11 protein-coding genes and 2 tRNA genes are annotated in these 16,567 nt (G+C 71.5%); 5 read left to right on the plus strand and 8 right to left on the minus strand.

Features of this window, described 5'->3' with window-relative positions; translation table 11 throughout:
• Positions 1-37: 37 nt before the first annotated feature.
• From G6O69_RS27830 to G6O69_RS27845, 4 genes are all read right to left on the minus strand, one after another.
• The gene (locus tag G6O69_RS27830; RefSeq protein ID WP_172306511.1) at positions 38-700 is read right to left on the minus strand and encodes a hypothetical protein; all 663 of its coding nucleotides are present in this window, start codon (positions 698-700) and stop codon (positions 38-40) included.
• A 295-nt stretch (positions 701-995) separates the two neighbouring features.
• On the minus strand, positions 996-2,063 hold the full coding sequence (locus G6O69_RS27835; RefSeq protein WP_172306512.1) for an N-formylglutamate amidohydrolase: 1,068 nt from the start codon (positions 2,061-2,063) through the stop codon (positions 996-998).
• 106 nt (positions 2,064-2,169) lie between these two features.
• Positions 2,170-2,241, minus strand: a tRNA-Glu gene (locus G6O69_RS27840).
• A 41-nt stretch (positions 2,242-2,282) separates the two neighbouring features.
• Positions 2,283-2,353, minus strand: a tRNA-Gln gene (locus tag G6O69_RS27845).
• Between the two features lie 198 nt (positions 2,354-2,551).
• Here G6O69_RS27845 and ggt point away from each other — a divergent pair.
• Positions 2,552-4,435 carry a gamma-glutamyltransferase gene (ggt, locus tag G6O69_RS27850; RefSeq protein ID WP_255215894.1) on the plus strand — a complete coding sequence of 628 codons (1,884 nt, stop codon included), beginning with the start codon at positions 2,552-2,554 and terminating at the stop codon, positions 4,433-4,435.
• Here the strand turns inward: ggt and G6O69_RS27855 are convergent.
• A complete protein-coding gene (locus G6O69_RS27855; RefSeq protein WP_172306513.1) occupies positions 4,429-5,526 on the minus strand; it encodes an FAD-dependent oxidoreductase in 1,098 nt (365 codons plus the stop codon). The genes ggt and G6O69_RS27855 overlap by 7 nt on opposite strands.
• Positions 5,527-5,597: 71 nt before the next feature.
• Here G6O69_RS27855 and G6O69_RS27860 point away from each other — a divergent pair, with 71 nt between their 5' ends.
• The gene (locus G6O69_RS27860; protein WP_172306514.1) at positions 5,598-7,244 is read left to right on the plus strand and encodes a hypothetical protein; all 1,647 of its coding nucleotides are present in this window, start codon (positions 5,598-5,600) and stop codon (positions 7,242-7,244) included.
• Positions 7,245-7,348: 104 nt separating this feature from the next.
• On the opposite strand, the gene hutH is transcribed toward G6O69_RS27860, so the two are convergent.
• Complete coding sequence (gene hutH, locus G6O69_RS27865) at positions 7,349-8,914, minus strand: histidine ammonia-lyase (protein WP_172306515.1); 1,566 nt, start codon at positions 8,912-8,914, stop codon at positions 7,349-7,351.
• Between the two features lie 192 nt (positions 8,915-9,106).
• Between hutH and G6O69_RS27870 the strand changes: the two genes are divergently transcribed.
• The 3 genes from G6O69_RS27870 to G6O69_RS27880 all read left to right on the plus strand — a co-directional run bounded on the left by G6O69_RS27870 (position 9,107) and on the right by G6O69_RS27880 (position 14,740).
• The gene (locus G6O69_RS27870; protein ID WP_172306516.1) at positions 9,107-10,720 is read left to right on the plus strand and encodes a serine/threonine-protein kinase; all 1,614 of its coding nucleotides are present in this window, start codon (positions 9,107-9,109) and stop codon (positions 10,718-10,720) included.
• Between the two features lie 150 nt (positions 10,721-10,870).
• Entirely contained in the window at positions 10,871-12,754 is a 1,884-nt protein-coding gene (locus G6O69_RS27875; RefSeq protein ID WP_172306517.1) for a serine/threonine-protein kinase, read from the plus strand.
• Positions 12,755-12,895: 141 nt separating this feature from the next.
• On the plus strand, positions 12,896-14,740 hold the full coding sequence (locus G6O69_RS27880; protein WP_172306518.1) for an RCC1 domain-containing protein: 1,845 nt from the start codon (positions 12,896-12,898) through the stop codon (positions 14,738-14,740).
• On the opposite strand, the gene G6O69_RS27885 is transcribed toward G6O69_RS27880, so the two are convergent.
• Together G6O69_RS27885 and G6O69_RS27890 are read right to left on the minus strand one after the other, a co-directional pair.
• Positions 14,679-15,575 carry a hypothetical protein gene (locus tag G6O69_RS27885; RefSeq protein ID WP_172306519.1) on the minus strand — a complete coding sequence of 299 codons (897 nt, stop codon included), beginning with the start codon at positions 15,573-15,575 and terminating at the stop codon, positions 14,679-14,681. The genes G6O69_RS27880 and G6O69_RS27885 overlap by 62 nt on opposite strands.
• 35 nt (positions 15,576-15,610) lie before the next feature.
• Positions 15,611-16,564: a M14 family metallopeptidase gene (locus G6O69_RS27890; protein ID WP_172306520.1), complete on the minus strand. Its 954-nt coding sequence runs from the start codon at positions 16,562-16,564 to the stop codon at positions 15,611-15,613.
• Positions 16,565-16,567 lie beyond the last annotated feature (3 nt).

The raw sequence follows: 16,567 nt of genomic DNA on the forward strand, positions 1-16,567 counted from the left end.
CGAGCTACCTGAGAGAGGCCGGTGAGGGCGCGGCCGACTAGAGATCCTCGAAGGCGTCGGCGGCCTTCTTTTTGGTCGTCGTGCCGCCGGACTTCTTCTTCTTCTTCTTCCGGCGACGCTTCTTCTTCTTGGCTTCCTCGGCCTTCTTGGCCTCTTCCTCGGCCGCCGCAGCGGCAGCCGCCGCGGCCGGATCGGCGGCGGCGTTGGGATCGGCGTTGGGATCGACCGGGGCGTTGGGGTCGACGGGCGCGTTGGGGTCGACGGGCGCGTTGGGGTCGGCAGCGTTGGGATCGCCGGGCTGACCCGTGGCCGGAGGCGTGGCGCCGGGCGGCTGGGGAAGCGGCTCGTCGGCCTTCTCGGTGTCGGTCTTGGCCTCGTCCGGCTTGGCGGCAGCGGCAGCCTCGTCGTTTTGGGCGACGGGGTCTTCCTTCTTGCCACCGAGGATGACGACAGCCGCGATGCCGACGACGACGATCGCACCACCGATGATGCCAGCGATGGCGAGGCCGCTGCTCTTGGGCGGGGGCGCGGCGATCTCGACCGAGGCCGTGTCGGCGGGGGCCTGGTTGGCCGCGGGGGCGGGCTCGGGCTCGGGCTCGGGTTCAGGCTCGGGCTCGGCAGCCGGCGTCATCGCCAGCTCGTCGACGAGCTGTCCGAGGAGGTCATCAAAGGCGTCGGCTTCTTTGTTGGCTTGGTTCACGACCGCGAGTCCTTTCGTCATCGTCCTTCGACCCGATCCGCACGCCTTGGCCCACGGAGCTGCATAATTGACGGGTGCGTTCGGGTGAGGCGGTGGCTGTCGACGTCCGCCTCGACGATGCGTCGCCAGTGTAGCGTCCCACGGCCAGCTCACACAAGGGACTGTTCATGCAAGAACACGCCCTGGTGTTCACCCCTGAAATTGTGAACCGATAGCGATCTGTGCCGAACCAGATCGGCGCCTCGAGCGTTGGCCGCCGCCCGCTCGTGGCGCCACGCGTCACCCGCGGGTGGGCTCACTCGGCGCAGAGCGGGCCGCGCTCCGACCCCGACTCGGGATCCACGCCGGGCTCCGCCAGCGAGGGGCGCTCGCGGGAGAGCTCGCGGACGAGGTGGTCGATGGTGTCGACCAGGGCCTCGAGGCGGCGACGTGCCAGGCGGGCTTGCGCGGCTCGCGAGCCGCTGGCGACCCGACCCCTGGGCCGGGCAGGTCCATCCGTGTAGGGGGGGGGCACTGGCGCGAGCTCCAGGTCGTACTCGTCGAGGTAGAGCGCGCGGCTGACCTCGAGCTGGATCGCGTGGATCTGCGCCTGCGGCTGGCCCAAGGCCGCGACAATCTCGCCGCCTTGGTAGGGGTCGTCGACGGCGAGGCGCAGCGGCCAGGTGCCACGTCGGCCATTGCAGGTGCGGAGGCTGCGGCCATCGAGGGCTGCGATGGCCAACTCGCGGACCGCCTCGCCGCAGCTGCGTCCGCCGCGTGTGCCGAGGACCAGATCTCCACCGACGCTGCCAGGCATGCTGTGCGCGTCGAGCAAGATGGCGTAGCCGAAGCGCTGGCGTCGACGCTCGAGCAGCTTGGCGAGGGCGCGGTGATAGGGCGCGTGGTAGCGCTCGATGCGGCGGTGAAAGTCGCGGTAGGAGAGGGTGGCGAACAAAGGGGTGCCACCCACGGCGGTGCGCCAGACGACGCCGCGGTTGCGGATCTTCCGGCGGCTCTCGCCGACCTGGATCGACGCCCCGAGGCTCGCCCTCGGTCGTGGCGCAGGGTGATCGGGGACGACCTCCAGGCCGATGTCATCGCCTGCGCGGTTGAGGTCGACGACGAGCCTGGAGTAACGGGCCCGGATCGTGGCGGCGCCGAGCTGCTCCGCGCGCGGATAGAGGCGATCGACCGCGTAGTCCGCGTTTCGCGGGAAGCTGACCTGGGGTCGCGGGCCCAGCTCCGCGGGCCACTCGAGGCCCACGTGGGGGAAGCTGACCACCAGGGGGCTGACGCGCGACCCGGGCCGAAACTCGAAGGGGAGCTCCGCACCGGCCGCGAGCCCGACGGACTCGGCCTCGAGGCGCTCCCTCTCGTCGACCACGCTCACTCGTTCGCAGGTTACAGGAAAGGTCGCCCGAGGAGATCCGCAGCTGAGGGCGTCGAGACAAAAGAAAAGCCCCCGCCCAAGATGGGCGGGGGCTTTGTGCTGACCCTGCCGGGAATCGAACCCGGGATTGCGGCGTGAGAGGCCGCCGTCCTAACCGCTAGACCACAGGGCCATGCGGGGTGTTTGCTTCGAAGAAGGAAGCGGTCAGGGGAGCTCGGGCACAAGGATTCGAACCTTGATTAGCGGAACCAGAATCCGCCGTCCTACCATTAGACGATGCCCGAACGGTTCCCACGAGTGGGGAGGCGGTAGGAGCCCCTTGCGAGGCGGGGGGGAATGTGAACTAGCGACACCGAGCTGTCAAGGTTCTCAGCGAGCAGAGTCGAATATTGTTCGTGAGTGTCCGCGCTTTGTGTTTTGCGCGCACTTTTGGGGAATGGGGGGTGATGGATTGCCCGCGCGCGTGCTCGTACCCTGCGGCCATGCGACCACTCGGGGAGCTGGTTATCGATCTCGGTCTCGGTCTCGGTCTCGGTCTCGCGCGCGCCTGCGCGCTCGCCATGGCTTGTGGAGTCGTGGCGTCGGTGGGCGCCTGCAAGGACTCGGCGCCGACGGAGGAGCCCCAGCCCGCCGCCGATCCGGCGACGGAGGTCGCGGGGGGCGAAGGCGCGGAGGCCGAGGCGCCGCTGGTCATGCACCTCGATCCGGTCGGGGAGCCCGCGCCCGCGCGGACCCTCGTCGAGCACGCCGAGGGCAGCCATGGGGCGGTGGCCAGCGCCGAGGCCAACGCCACCTTGGTCGGCCTCGAGATCCTCGAGGCCGGGGGCAACGCCGTCGACGCGGCCGTCGCCGTGGGCTTCGCGCTCTCGGTCACGCACCCCTCGGCCGGGAACATCGGCGGCGGCGGCTTCATGGTCGTGCGCTTCCCCGAGGGCGAGGCGACGGCGGTGGACTACCGCGAGGTCGCCCCGGGGGCGGCGACGGCCGACATGTACCTCGACGAAAAGGGCGAGCTCACCAATCAGAGCACCCTCGGGGCCAAGGCCGCGGGCATCCCTGGCGACGTGGCCGGCTTTTGGTACGCCCACCAGCACTGGGGCGAGCTCGAGTGGTCGCAGGTCGTGGCCCCGGCCGTGGCCCTCGCCCGCGACGGCTGGACGCTCGACGAGTTCCACGCCGAGGACCTGGCCTACGCCGCCAAGCGCATGGACAAGGCCGGCTTCGACGAGAGCGCGGCCTACTTTCGCAAGCCGGGGGGCGTGGACTACGAGGCCGGCGAGGTGTGGCGTCAGCCGGCCCTGGCGGCCACGCTGCAGCGCATCGCCGAAGACGGCCGCGACGGCTTCTACGCCGGACCCTTCGCCGCGCACCTGGCCGAGGAGGTCCGCGCCCGCGGGGGGATCTGGACGGCCGAGGACCTCGCCAACTACGAGGCCGTCGAGCGTGATCCGCTGCGCTTCGACTACCACGGCCACGAGATCATCGCGATGCCCCCGCCTTCGGCAGGCGGCGTCGTGCTGCGTCAGATCCTCGCGGCCAGCGAGGTCCTGAACCTGCGCGCCAAGCCGTGGCACTCGCCGGCCCAGGTCCACACCTACGTCGAGATCCTCCGCCGGACCTACGCCGATCGCAACCTTCTGCTCGGGGATCCGGACTTCGTGAAGATCCCGATGGAGACCCTGCTCGACGTCAGCTACATCGACGATCGCGTCGCCGACATCGATCCCAAGAAGGCGACGCCCTCGGATCAGGTCGGCGCGGGGGTCGAGATCAAAGAGTCGGAGCAGACCACCCACTTCTCCGTCGTCGATGGCTCCGGTATGGCCGTGGCCAACACCTACACCCTCAACGGTGGCTTTGGGTCCAAGGTCGTGATCCCCGACACCGGGGTGATCCTCAACAACGAGATGGACGACTTCACGGCCAAGGTCGGGGCGCCCAACATGTTCGGCCTGATCCAGGGCCCGCAAAACGCCATCGCCCCGGGCAAGCGCATGCTCAGCAGCATGACCCCGACGATCATCACCAAGGACGGCAAGCTCCGCGCCGTGGTCGGATCGCCCGGCGGGCCGACGATCACCACGACCGTCGCGCAGATCATCATGCAGCTGATCGACTACGACCGCCCGCTGCTCGAGGCCGTCCGCGAGCTGCGGATCCACCACCAGTGGAAGCCCGACACGGTCTGGCACGAGGAGGGCCTCGATCCCAAGCTCGCCAAGGCGCTCGAGAAGAAGGGCCACGAGTTGGGGACTCGCGGCTGGCGGATCGGCCACGCGAACTGCATCGCGGTCGACCCCGAGAGCGGCGAGATCGAGGCCGTGGCCGACGTCACCCGTGACGGCGGCTCGGCGGCGGCCTACTGAGTCGGGTCTGCGCCGCGGGCGAGGATCGCTCGGGCGAGGCTGCGCCCGGACACGAAGGCTCCCTCCACGCGGGGGCCTCCGCACCAGTCTCCACATGCGCCGATGCCGAGAGCGCCGATGCCACTGCCCGGCGCGTGGAGCAAGAAGGGCTCGGGCAGCGGATCGGGCTTGGCGTAGCGCCAATGATGGACGCCGGTGATCTCGGCCTCGACGCGGCGATCCACGAGGGCGCGAAAGGCCGCGAGCAGGTCTTCGCCGACCTCGGCCCGGTCTCGCTCGAGGTTGTCGCGGGTCCACGCGCCGCTGGCTTGGAGCACCCACGCTGGCGTGTCAGGTCGCCCGGGCTTGCTGGCGTTGTTGGCGATCCAGGCGAGCGGCGAGCCCGAGACGAAGGCCGCGTCGAAGTCGAGGCCGAGGGGGCGGGTGGGGGAGATCATCACGGTCCAGCAGGGATCGAAGCGACAGGCGCTGGCCGGGCCTGCGAGGCTGGGGACGCCGGTGCCCAGCAGAGGCGGGATCTGCCCCGCGGGGAGGGCGAGGACCACCATGGAGAAGCCGGAGTGCCTGCGGCCGTCCTCGTCGAAGAGCTCCCAGTCGAACTTCTCGCGGCGGACCTCGGTGATGCGCGTGCGCGGGTGGTGTGTGAGGGTGCGGGGGTCGATCTCCGCGAGCAGGGCGTGGCCCAGGGTGCTCATGCCGGGGACCGCGACGAGGCGCTCGACATCGTCCTCGACCGGCTGGGCGCCGGGGCTGCGCAGGCTGCCGCCGCCACCGCCACCGCCACCGCCGTCGATGCGCCACAGCCGCGGATGCCAGGGCTGGACCTTGCCCGCGTCGCGCCAGCGCGCGACGAGCTCGGCGAAGCCCTGGTCGCGGACCGTGAAGTACTGGGCGCCGTGATCGAAGCTCGTGCGCGCGCCTTGCTTCGTGCTCGCGCGCCGCGTGGAGCTACGCCCGCCGAGCCCGCGGGACTTGTCGAAGAGGGCGACCTGGCGGCCCGCCGCGGCGAGCTCTCGGGCGCAGGCGAGGCCGCTGATGCCGGCGCCGACGATGGCGACGCTGCCGATGGGCTTGGGAGGGGCGATGAGCATGGTGGCTCGGGCTGCATAGCAGCTCCCGCGTTGACAGCCCGAGCTTTCAGCTGCGAGGCTGGCAAAGCCCGATGACGAGCCCGAGCCAGGGGACAGCTAGCGATCCTGCCGCGGCCACCTTTGGCGTGAGGACGACCCTCGACTGGGTGAGCGTGATCGCCCTCGTGACGATCGTCGCCGCGTCCGCGTGGCTGCGCTGGCCGGGCTTTCGCCAGGGCGGCTTCGCCTCCCACGACGTGGCGGGGATTCTCTACAACGCCATGGTCCTCGTCGACGGCGGCCTGCCTTATGTCGACACCCTCGAGCTCAAGGCGCCGGGGAGCTTCTACCTGGCCCGGGTCCTGGCGGGCGGCGGCCGAGACATCGCCTGCTTTCAGATCTGGGCCAACGTCTGGGCGCTCGCTGGGTTGATCGTGGTCGCGGGTCTGGGCTGGCGGCTGTGGGGGCGGCTGGGCGCCGTCGTTGGCGCAGGGCTCTACGCTCTGCATGACGCCCACCTCGACTCCATGGACGCCAACTACGTGACCTGGGCGAACCTGCCGCAGATCGCCGCCTTCGCCCTGGGGATCGAGGCGACGCGTGCTCGGGCGGGGCGCCCCCGGGCCACCTGGTGGGTGGTCGCAGGGCTCGCGGCCGGCTTCGCGGCGCTGTGCAAGCGACCCGACGGGATCGTGCTCGTGGTCCTGATGATCATGGCCTGGGTGACGGCTGGAGAAGGCGCGCGCGCGCGGGCGATCGCGGTCGCCTGGGTGCTCGCGGGCTTCGTGCTCGCGCACCTGCCGATCGCCGCCATCTACCTGAGCCGCGGAGCCCTGGGCGCGCTCGTCGACGGCTACGTGCTCAGCAAGTGGGGGCTGCGTTACCTCGGCGCGCGCGAGGGCTCGCTGCTCGCCGAGCTTTCGGAGGGGGCCCTGGCCACGGCGCACTTCCTGGCGCTGCCGCTGCTCTTGGCGGCCTTCGCCGGGGCGGTCGCGCTGGCGGCTCGCCGCGCCCGCGTGCAGACCGGAGATGGGGCCGATGCAGGGGCGCTCAGGGCCGCGGATCCGCTGCTCGATCCGCGAAGCCGGCGGGAGTTCGCCTTCCTCGGCCTGTGGTTTGCGGCCACGCTGCTCGCGGCCAGCCTCGGCCTGCGCTTTTACAAGGGCTACTTCCTGGCCTGCGCCGCGCCGCTGTGCCTGATGGCGGCGGCGCCCTGGGGCCTGCTCGGCCGACGCACCCGCCCGCGCTGGCTGGCACGCGTGCCGGCCTGGATCCTCGTCGCCGGACTGATCCTGCGGCAGTCACTGCTCCTCGACTACGCCCGGGCCGACCGCGCCCGCGCCCACGACCTCGGCGGCCGGGCCATCGCCGCGCACCTGCTCGCCAACAGCGCGGCCGACGAGCGCATCTGGGTGTGGGGCTGGCACCTGTGGGACGTCTACCCGCTCACCGGGATGCGCAGCGCCAGCCGGATCTACAAGTCCTGGGGCATCCTCACCCAGCCCAACGACGACACCTGGCGCCGCGGGAGCTCGCCCGCGCGCTTCGTCGACTCCGACTACGCCGCGCAGCTGATCGCCGATCTCGACGCCCAGCGCCCGATCTATGTCGTCCTCGGCTCGACCGTACCCGCTCGAGAATTCCGCGAGCTGCGAGCCTTCTTGCGCGCGAACTACCGCCGCGATCCGAGGGCGCCGCGGATCGGGCGGGTCGAGTTTTGGCGGCGCAAGGGCGGCTGAACCAGCCCGCTCGGGCACACGCGAGGCCGGCCCAGCCGCCGTCGAGTTCGCTCGCGCGGACCAGCCCGATCGGACCGGTTCGGCTCGGCTGGGCTCAGCTGGGCTCAGCTGGGCTGGGAGCCCTCCGCTGCCAGCCCGGCGGCTTCGCGCAGCTCGCCTCGGACGATCGCCCCGGCCAGCGCCTCGAGCTCGGCGCTGAGGCTGCGATCGCCCTCGAATGGCCCGAGGTGCCGGCGGATCGCCGCGTGCACGGCCATCAGTCGCTCGCTGCTCGGGTGCTCGCGCAAGTCCACGGCCCGGGCCGCGACGGCGGCCTCGATGGCGAGGACGCGGGCGAGGTTGGCGACCACGGCCCCGAGCTTGCGCGCGGCGATCGGGCCCATGCTGACGTGGTCCTCCTTGCCCGCCGAGGTCGGGATGGTGTCGACGCAGGCGGGGGTGCTCAGGGTCTTGCACTCGCTGGCCAGGGCCGCAGCGGTGACCTGGGCCATCATGAAGCCGCTCTCGAGGCCGGGGTCGTTGGACAGGAAGGCCGGCAGGCCGCGGGAGCTCTCGGGGGCGCAGAAGCGATCGAGGCGGCGCTCGCTGATCGTCGCCAGGGTGGTCAGCGCCGCGCTCGCGTGGTCGGCGGGCAGGGCCACGGTGCCGGCGTGGAAATTGCCGCCGCTGAGCACGTCGAAGCCGGGATCCTCGGGATCGTCGCTGGGCTCGCGGAGCAGCACCAGGGGGTTGTCGGTGAAGCTGTTGAGCTCGATCTCCACGGCATCGGCGACGTACTGGAGCGCCGCCCGGGCGGCGCCGTGGACCTGGGGCATGCAGCGCAGCGAGTAGGCGTCCTGGACCCGCCCGCAGTTGGCGTGGGAGCGGTTGAGGGGCGAGTCGGCGATCAGTTCGGCGATCAGCTCGGCGCTGCGCCGCTGGCCGGGGTGCGGCTTGCCGGCGTGGATCCGCGGATCGCAGATCCGCACGCTGCCGAGCATGGCGTCGAGGCTGATGGCGCCGATGATGTCGGCCGCCATCAGCAGCTCGCGGGCGTCGTGGATCGCCAGCGCGGTGACGGCCGTGGTCACCTGGGTGCCGTTGATCAGGCTCAGCCCCTCCTTGGGGGCGAGCTCGATCGGCTCGAGGCCGACGCGGGCCAGCGCTCGATCGGCGGGCATGCGATCGCCATGGAGCCAGACCTCGCCCTCGCCGATCACCGCGAGGGCGAGGTGGGCGAGGGGGGCGAGATCACCACTGGCGCCGACGCTACCCTGGCGTGGGACGAGGGGGACGATCCCCGCGTCGAGGAGCGCGAGGAGGCGCTGGGGGAGGAGCGGGCGAACACCCGAGGCGCCAAGTGCGAGGGTGTGGGCGCGGAGCATCATCAGGGCGCGGACGACATCTTCGGCGAAGGCCGGGCCGACGCCCACGGCGTGGCTACGCAGCAGGTTCCGCTGGAGCTGGGCGAGCTTCTCGGGCGGGATGCGGGTCTCCGAGAGGGCGCCAAAGCCCGTGTTCACCCCATAGATCGTGGATCCATCGGCCAGCGACGCCTCCAGCAGGCCACGGGTATGTGACAGCGCTGCTTCAGCATGCTCGTTGAGCACCGCCTTGGCGCGCAGGCGGGCGACACGATGGACCTCTTCGAGGTCGATCCTTCGACCAACGATCACCTGTTTGGGCGACATGAGGAGCGAAATAGCACGGTCGCTGGCCGGGGGACCTGGGCCCCCGAGGCCGGGTGAGCTCACATCGGATCGGGGAGAGCGCGTGGCGTCTAGTTCACGTTGACCGGTCGTCAGGGGCCGTCTAGGCTGCCCAGGATGCGCGTTTGCCCCGAATGTGGGGCTCGCTTCGCGGACGAAGCCGGGTTTTGCCCGATGGACGGGTCTCGGCTCGTCACCGAGCGCGAGCGACCCGAGGCGCAAGTCGAAAGCGCCGCCGAGCCCGCGGCTGCGGGTTCGTCCTCGGGGTCTTCGCGCTGGGAGCCTGCCACCGCGAGCGGAACACCTGGTGGTGGGAGCAGCTGGGAGCCGGCCGCCGAGCCGGCGCCTGGGGTGCCCGTGCGCGAGGCAGACGAAGACACCTGCCCCGGGATCCAGGCACCGATGCTCGCTGGCAGCGGGCAGGTCGATCCGATGTCGAAGCCGAAGCTGCGGCCTGGATCGGGCGCGCAGGTGCAGGCGTTCGGGCGCGCCGAGACGGCCGACCAGGAGGAGGCCCTCGTCGGCCAGGTGCTCAGCGAGCGCTACCGCGTGGACGAGCGCATTGGCGTCGGCGGCATGGGGGTGGTCTACCGGGCGACCCACGTGATGATCGGCAAGGCCGTGGCGGTCAAAGTGTTGCGCCCGCGTCACGCCAAGCAGCGAGAGATCGCCACGCGCTTCGCCCAGGAGGCGCGGGTGGCCTCCAGCATCAAGCACCCGAACATCGTCGACATCAGCGACTACGGGACCACGGCCACGGGCTCGCCCTTCTACGTGATGGAGCTGCTCCCGGGTCACTCGCTGGCAAGCGAGATCCGGCAGCTCGGCGCCCTCGAGCCCGAGCGAGCGGTCCGCCTGGTCTGCACCATCGCCCGTGGGCTCGCTGCGGCGCACGCGGCCGGTATCGTCCACCGCGACCTCAAGCCCGACAACGTGTTCTTGGTCCCGGCCACGGCCGAGGCGCCGGAGCAGGTCAAGGTCCTCGACTTTGGCATCGCGCGGGACATCGGCCGGGACATTCGGCTGACGGTGACCGGCTCGGTCGTCGGCACCCCCGAGTACATGTCGCCGGAGCAGGCTCGCGGGGAAGAGGTCGATCTTCGCGCAGATCTCTACTCCCTCGGCATCATCCTCTACGAGGCCCTGACCGGGCGCCTGCCGCTGGAAGGCGACACTCAGGTCGGAACCATGACCAAGCAGGTCTACGACCTGCCGCCGCCGCTGCGCGAGATCGATCCCAGCTTCGCCGCGGCGCCGCACATCGAGGCCGTGCTCGCGCGGCTCCTGGCCAAGCCTCGCAGTGAGCGGCCGGGATCGGCCCTCGAGGTCGTGCGCCTGCTCGAGGAGGCCGCCAAGGCAGATCTCGACAGCTTCTCCGAGATCGCGGCCGGCCAGCGCAGGCGGGCGACCATCATGCTCGGCTCGGGGGCGGTGGCCGGCGCGCACAAGACCGCGGAGGACGACGACGGCCCGGCTACGGGCAGCTTCTCCGCCAAGCGGGCGAGCGACGAGGAGCTCGAGACTGGCCGGCCGCGGCGGCCGAGCATCATCATCCGCGCTGGCGACGAGGGGGTCACGCGAGGGAACCGCCCTGCGCGGATCCTCGGTACGCCGCCCCATGTCGACGTTGGGCCGCGGGCGACTCCGACGCCGACGCCCATACCCACGAAACGCCGAAAGCGCAGTCGCCGGGCTCGCCAGCGCCAGCTCCAGCTCGTGCTCCTGGTCGCCGGCACGGCCATGGTCGCCGCGATGCTCACCCTGATCGCCGTTCACTTTGTTGGATGAAAGCCGCATCCCGCTCACCGGGGCCCACGCGCGAGCGGGGGCAGGGGCGAATACCCGCCCGCCACGGGCGGTCGAAGACGCTCGCGGGCCGGTCGACGCGCCTGAAAATGCGGTACGCTAGCCCTGGCCCCCGATCCGACGAGCGACTTCATGGCTGATTCGAAAGCAAACACCAACGGCGGGACGATGATCGCCTCCAACGAGGGTCCGCCAGCCGCGGGGCCTCCTCCGACCCCGTCCCGTCCGCCGGCGCGGACGATCGCCGCCAGCGGCCAGCCGCCCGCTGTCGGCCAGAGCCCCGCCCAGGCCCAGGGGGAGGCCCAAGGTGACGGCGGCGGCGGGACGATGCTCGCCGTCGGCGCAGAGGCGGCGCCCCCGGTCGTGGCGCCCACGCCGAGCGGGCCCACCGTCCAGGACCTCTCCGGCCAGACCCTGCTCGGCCGCTACACCATCATGAGCCGCCTCGGCGAGGGCGGCATGGGCACCGTCTACCTCGGCGAGCACGCGACCATCAAAAAGAAGTTCGCGGTCAAGGTGCTCAGCCACGAGTACGCCCACAAAGAGGACCTGCGCGAGCGCTTCTTGCAGGAGGCCCGGGCGGCCTCGATGATCAGCCAGGAGAACGTCGTCGAGATCACCGACTTCGGCGACACGCCGGACGGCTCGGTGTTCTTCGTCATGGAGTATCTCCAGGGCGAGGACCTCTCGGACACGGTCAAGCGCGAGGGCCGGATCCCCTGGGCGCGGGTCAAGCCGATCATGCTCCAGATCTGCCGGGCCCTGGGCGCCGCCCACGAGGCCGGGATCATCCACCGCGACATGAAGCCGGAGAACTGCTACCGCATCAAGCGGGGCAAGAACGAGGACTTCATCAAGGTCCTCGACTTCGGCATCGCCAAGGTCACCTCCGACGAGCCGGGCGAGGGCGGCAAGGGCCTCACGCGCACGGGGATGATCTTTGGGACCCCGGAGTACATGTCGCCCGAGCAGGCCCAGGGCGCGCCGCCGGACTATCGCGTCGACGTCTACGCCCTCGGCGTGATCATGTACGAGCTGCTCACCGGCAGGGTCCCGTTCACGGCCGACACCTTCATGGGGATCCTGACCAAGCACATGTTCGAGGTCCCCGAGGCGCCCTCGGCCGTGGCCCCGGACGCGGGCATCCCCCCCGAGGTCGAGGCGATCATTCTCAAGGCGATGCAAAAGGACAAGGAGCTGCGCTTCGCGTCCATGGCCGAATTCTCCGCGGCGATCGAGGCCGTGGGCACGGGCACCGGCGCGGTCGCGGTGGTCGCCGAGAACATCGCCCGGCCCTCGACCGGCGAGATGACCTTCACCGGCATGGCCCCGGCCACGATGCCGCCCATGGCCGCCGCCTACGGCGAGCCCGAGCGCAAGTCCAAGGCCGGGCTGTGGATCGGCCTCGGCGGCGGTGTCCTGATCGCGGGGGCCGTGGCCGCCTTCTTGCTCATCGGTGGCAAGGAGGAGCCCAAGACGGCCGCCGAGGACACCAAGCAAGACCCCGCCGTCGTCGCCGGCCAGGACGAGCCCGAGGCGCCCGAGCCCGAGGAGGTCGAGGAGCCGGAGGAGCCCGAGAAGGTCAAGGAGATCGCCGTCGGCGCCGAGACGGTCACCTATCACATCTCGACCAACGACAGCGAGGGCAACCCGGTCGCGGCCAAGATCCTCGATCCCCTCGACAACGCCATCTACGGCATGACCAACAGCGACGAGGGCGTGCCGGTCGAGAAGTCCGAGGAGCCGATCAAGCTCGCGCTCAAGGCCAAGGGCTACGAGGTCAAGGAGATCGAGATCATCCCGGTCCGGGACAAGCGCTACGAGTACGTGCTCGAGGCGGTCAAGACCACGTCTTCGACCAAGAAGTCGACCAAGAAGTCGACAAAGAAGACGACCAAGCCCGAAGAGACGGAGCCCGAGCCCGAGCCCGAGGAGACCAAGCCCTCGCGGACCAAGGACGACCCGCCGCGGCGGGTGAACCCGGAGCTCAAGGATCCCTTTGGCGCCGGGCGCTAATGTAGGGATCACAGTCACGCAAGGCGATACCCGCAGTACTCGAGCCAGCCGAGTGCGCTCTACTGGCAGGACATCGGGCGGGACATTGGGCGGCTGCAAGCAGGACGCGAAGCGGCGCAAAAAAGCGTACAAACCCTGAAGATGGGGGCCTGCGAGATCTGTCAGCGCTGCGAGCCGGGGCCGTCGTCGGTCGCGCTCGGATGGCGCCTCGCAACCCTGGCCGCGGCGACGTCCATGGCCTGCACGGTCGGGCGCCTCGACCCGTCCCCGGCCGACCCCGTCCGCTCGAGCTCGGCCCCGGCCGCGAGCCCGGCGCTGCTGCCGGGTCCGTGCCTGGTCCGTCGGGGCCGCGTCGAGTGCGACAGAGCCGACGCGATCGCCAACGGTCAGCGGGACGTCGTCGATCTCCAGCGCGGGGAGGACAGGCTCTGCGTCCTCTACCGCGACGGCCGCTTGGTCTGCGATCTGAGCGAGCTGCGGCGCTACGCGTTCGAGGGCGTCGACGCGTTCGCGCTCGACGGCGACGTGCTGTGCACGCTCGATCGTGACGTCGGCGCGACCTGCAGGTGGAACTTTGGCGCGGTCCCGGGCTACGAAGCCACGCACCCCGAGTTCGCGGCCGCCGAAGGAATCTGGGTCGCGGGGGAGCTCGGCCTGTGCGGGCGCTTCGCCGAGCTCGGGCTGCGCTGCGTCCCCGTGGCGGTGCCCGACGCCGAGCCCTCGCGGCTGCCCGAGGCCGTCGAGGTCGCCGCGGAGGGCGAGTTGATCTGCGTGCGCGAGCGCGAGGGCACCGTGCGGTGCTGGGGCGAGGCGCTCGGCGGGCCGCGCTTCGATCGCCACGTCGATCCGCGGCCGCCCGTGGTCATCGCGGGGCTGCCCGTGGCCGTCGAGCTCGACGTCGGCCGGGCCCACGCCTGCGCGCGCGACGAACACGGCGGGGTCTGGTGTTGGGGCCACGGCGATGACGGCCAGCTCGCTCAGGGCCTGCCCGTCGGCTCGTCCGTGGTCGCGGTGCCTGTCTGGCCGCAGATCGAGGCCCGCGCGCTGTGGGTCGAGGGCGACCACAGCTGCGGGCTCGAGCGCGACGCGACGACGCTCGCGGATGTCCGCTGTTGGGGGCGGCTCCCGACGAGCTGGGCGCGCTCGCTGGCGGTCGGGACCACGACCGAGCCGGGTCCCTCGCGCCTGCCCGAGCCCGTCGAGCCGCGCTGCGTCGCTGTCGACCTCGACCGCTGGGCTGCCGCGTTCACGACCGTCGACGCCGGCCTCGACCTCAGCCGCCACCTCGCTGAGCTCGGCCTCGCGCGCCACGACGCGGAGCTGTTTTGGACCCAAGCGGTCGCGCGCGCGGTCGAGCTGCGCAGCGTCGAGCTCGACGGCCGGGCGCCCCGCGAGCAGCTCGTCATCGCGCGGCTCGACGACCCGCACGCGCGCCACGTGTTCGTGCGTCCGCTCTTCGCCCGCGACGATCGCTGGTGCATCGAGCCCGGGACCATGATCCACCTCGCGTTCGATGGTCACGACGCGCTCACGGATCGGGCTCGGGCGGAGCTCGACGGCGCCGGTATCTCAGCTCCGGACCCGGTCACGATCGAGGCTAGCGAGCTCTTCGATGACGGGCGCGAGGCGCTGCTGCTCCGCGCGCTCGCGGGCCGCGACCGGATCATGCTCGATGTCTGGGCCTGGGACGGCCGCATGAGCGAGGTCGCGGCGGACTGGCTGGTGTTCGAGCACGACGCCGAGGCCGGGGTGACCTGGACCGAGCTCGAGCGGGACGCGGGCCGGGGCGCTCGCCTGCGGACACGAGGCCGGGTCGAGTGCGACTCGCTCGTCGATCCGCGCGGCTGTGAGCCGCGGCGCTGGGAGGCGCTGTGGCAGCTCGACGGCTACCTCGTCGAGCTCGAGCGCCACGAGTGGCGAGGCGTCAACCTTCAGCCTCGGGGGCTTCACCGAGCTCGGCGTGGAGGACCTCGAGGCGCTTGGTGAGGGCAGGGGGCAGCTCGCCCTCCGGGAGGGCGTCGAGGGGGCGCAGGCTCTCGCGCGCGCACTGGGACTGCTGGCGCTCGAGGCAGCGCTGCGCGGTGGCGATGGCCGCCCGCTGCTCACACTCGGCGGTGAAGGCCTCATCGATGCCGGCGGTGTCTCTGGCGATGCGGGCCAGCTTGGCGCCGTCTTCGGCTTCCCACGCCGCGTCGGCGATGGCCTGCGCCCGGTCGAGCACGCGCTTGCGCGCGACGGCCTGCTTGTCCGGGTCTCGCCACTCTCTGCGCAAGACCAAGGTGGTGTCGACGCGCAGGGAGTCGTCGCCGATGCGGTCGAGGAGGTGATCGTCGCGGGTCTTGGGCGGTGGCGCGGACGCGGCTCGCCTCTCCCGGTCGGCCGCGAGGGCCTCTCGCAGGCGCGCGACCTCGGAGGGATCGGCGCCTCTCGCCTCGGCGGCGAGGAGCTCGGTCGAGGCGTGGTCGAAGTCCTTGGCGGTGAAGGCCGCCTGGGCGCCTGCGATGGTCGGGCGCGGGAAGAGCCAGGTCAGCGCGAGACCAGCGAGGCACGCGAGACACCAGGCGCCCATGAGCCGGACACGGCGAAAATTTCTCACCTCGCGTGAGTCGATCAGCTCGCCGGCGATGATGGCCAGACCGAGGCCGGCGCCGACCACGAAGGCGAAGACCCGTCGAAGCGCGCCGTACTCGGCATACCAGGGGCCGCGGTCGGCGTAGACGGAGGCCAGCCACAGGCCGAGCAGGGAGACGAGGACGAGGACCGCGGTCGCGTAGATGCCAGTCTTGCTGGTTCTACGCAGGAGTGGGCTGAGGGCAGACATGGGCGCGAGTATACGCACTCTCGGAGCGCTGGGCGTCAGCGCGGCGCAGGGCGATCGAGGCTCGCCAGCAAGAAGGCCGCCACCCCCGGCAGATCGTTGTCGACCCAGGGCCGGGGATCGTGGGGGTTGAAGCGCCAAAACAAGGCGGGCGCCCGCAGATGCTGGCGAAAGCTGGCGAGCAGGGGGAAGGACTCGACGCAGACCGACCAGCAGCCGCGGGTGTGGTGCTGGTGGTCTTCCTGCTCCCCCGTGAAGGTGTCGAAGAGCCGGCTGGCCAGGCGGAGGTAGCGGGTCTTTGCCTGGTTGGCCCGGAGCGCGCGGCACAGCTGGCGGTAGGCGACGAAGCTCGGGCGATCGCAGACCCGGGCCGGGAAGAGCGTGCCCATGAAGCTGTGCAGGTTGGCGCTGGCGTGGAAGCCCTGGGCCGCGAGCAGGGCGTCCAGGCTCGCGGTCTCGGGCTCCGAGAGGGGGGCCGCGCCGCGGTAGGTCGCGTCTCCGGGGCGGTCGCTGCCGGCCCCGGGGAGCGGGAGCCGGCGGGCGCCCGCCGGCAGCGGCCAGTTGCGGTTGAGATCCACGCCGCGGGCGTTGTGGCGCAGCTCGGGCAGGGCGCCCCGTCCGGCCCGCGCCCAGGTGCGCGCGTAGCCGTCGGGGTTGAGGCAGGGGGCGATCCACAGCTGCGCCCGCGCCAGCAGGGCCGTCAGGGGCGCCGGGGCGGTGGGCGCGAGGGCGGCCGCGAGCAGCCCGTGGGCGATGCGGTTGCCGATGAACTCCGGGCCGTGGATGTTGGCGCAGACCAGGACCTTGGGAGCCGAGTCGCCCACGCCAGGGGCGCGCAGGGCGATGGCTCGCAAGGGCCGCCCCTCCACGCTCTGACCGTACTCGACGCGCTCACAAGCGAAGCCGGCGGCGACCAGCTTGGCTGCTCGCTCGTCGGCTTCGCGCTCGCGCTGCTCGGGGCTCGGATAGGGATCGAGAGCCGCCGAGGTCACGAC

It is taken from the genome of Pseudenhygromyxa sp. WMMC2535 (assembly GCF_011083025.2).

Bases quoted from the DNA above. Each gene is read 5' to 3' on its own strand.
- G6O69_RS27880 (WP_172306518.1), top strand. From the start codon at position 12,896: ATGGGGGCCTGCGAGATCTGTCAGCGCTGCGAGCCGGGGCCGTCGTCG.
- hutH (WP_172306515.1), bottom strand. From the start codon at position 8,914: ATGTCGCCCAAACAGGTGATCGTTGGTCGAAGGATCGACCTCGAAGAG.
- G6O69_RS27875 (WP_172306517.1), top strand. From the start codon at position 10,871: ATGGCTGATTCGAAAGCAAACACCAACGGCGGGACGATGATCGCCTCC.
- ggt (WP_255215894.1), top strand. From the start codon at position 2,552: ATGCGACCACTCGGGGAGCTGGTTATCGATCTCGGTCTCGGTCTCGGT.
- G6O69_RS27870 (WP_172306516.1), top strand. From the start codon at position 9,107: ATGGACGGGTCTCGGCTCGTCACCGAGCGCGAGCGACCCGAGGCGCAA.
- G6O69_RS27885 (WP_172306519.1), bottom strand. From the start codon at position 15,575: ATGTCTGCCCTCAGCCCACTCCTGCGTAGAACCAGCAAGACTGGCATC.
- G6O69_RS27860 (WP_172306514.1), top strand. From the start codon at position 5,598: ATGACGAGCCCGAGCCAGGGGACAGCTAGCGATCCTGCCGCGGCCACC.
- G6O69_RS27855 (WP_172306513.1), bottom strand. From the start codon at position 5,526: ATGCTCATCGCCCCTCCCAAGCCCATCGGCAGCGTCGCCATCGTCGGC.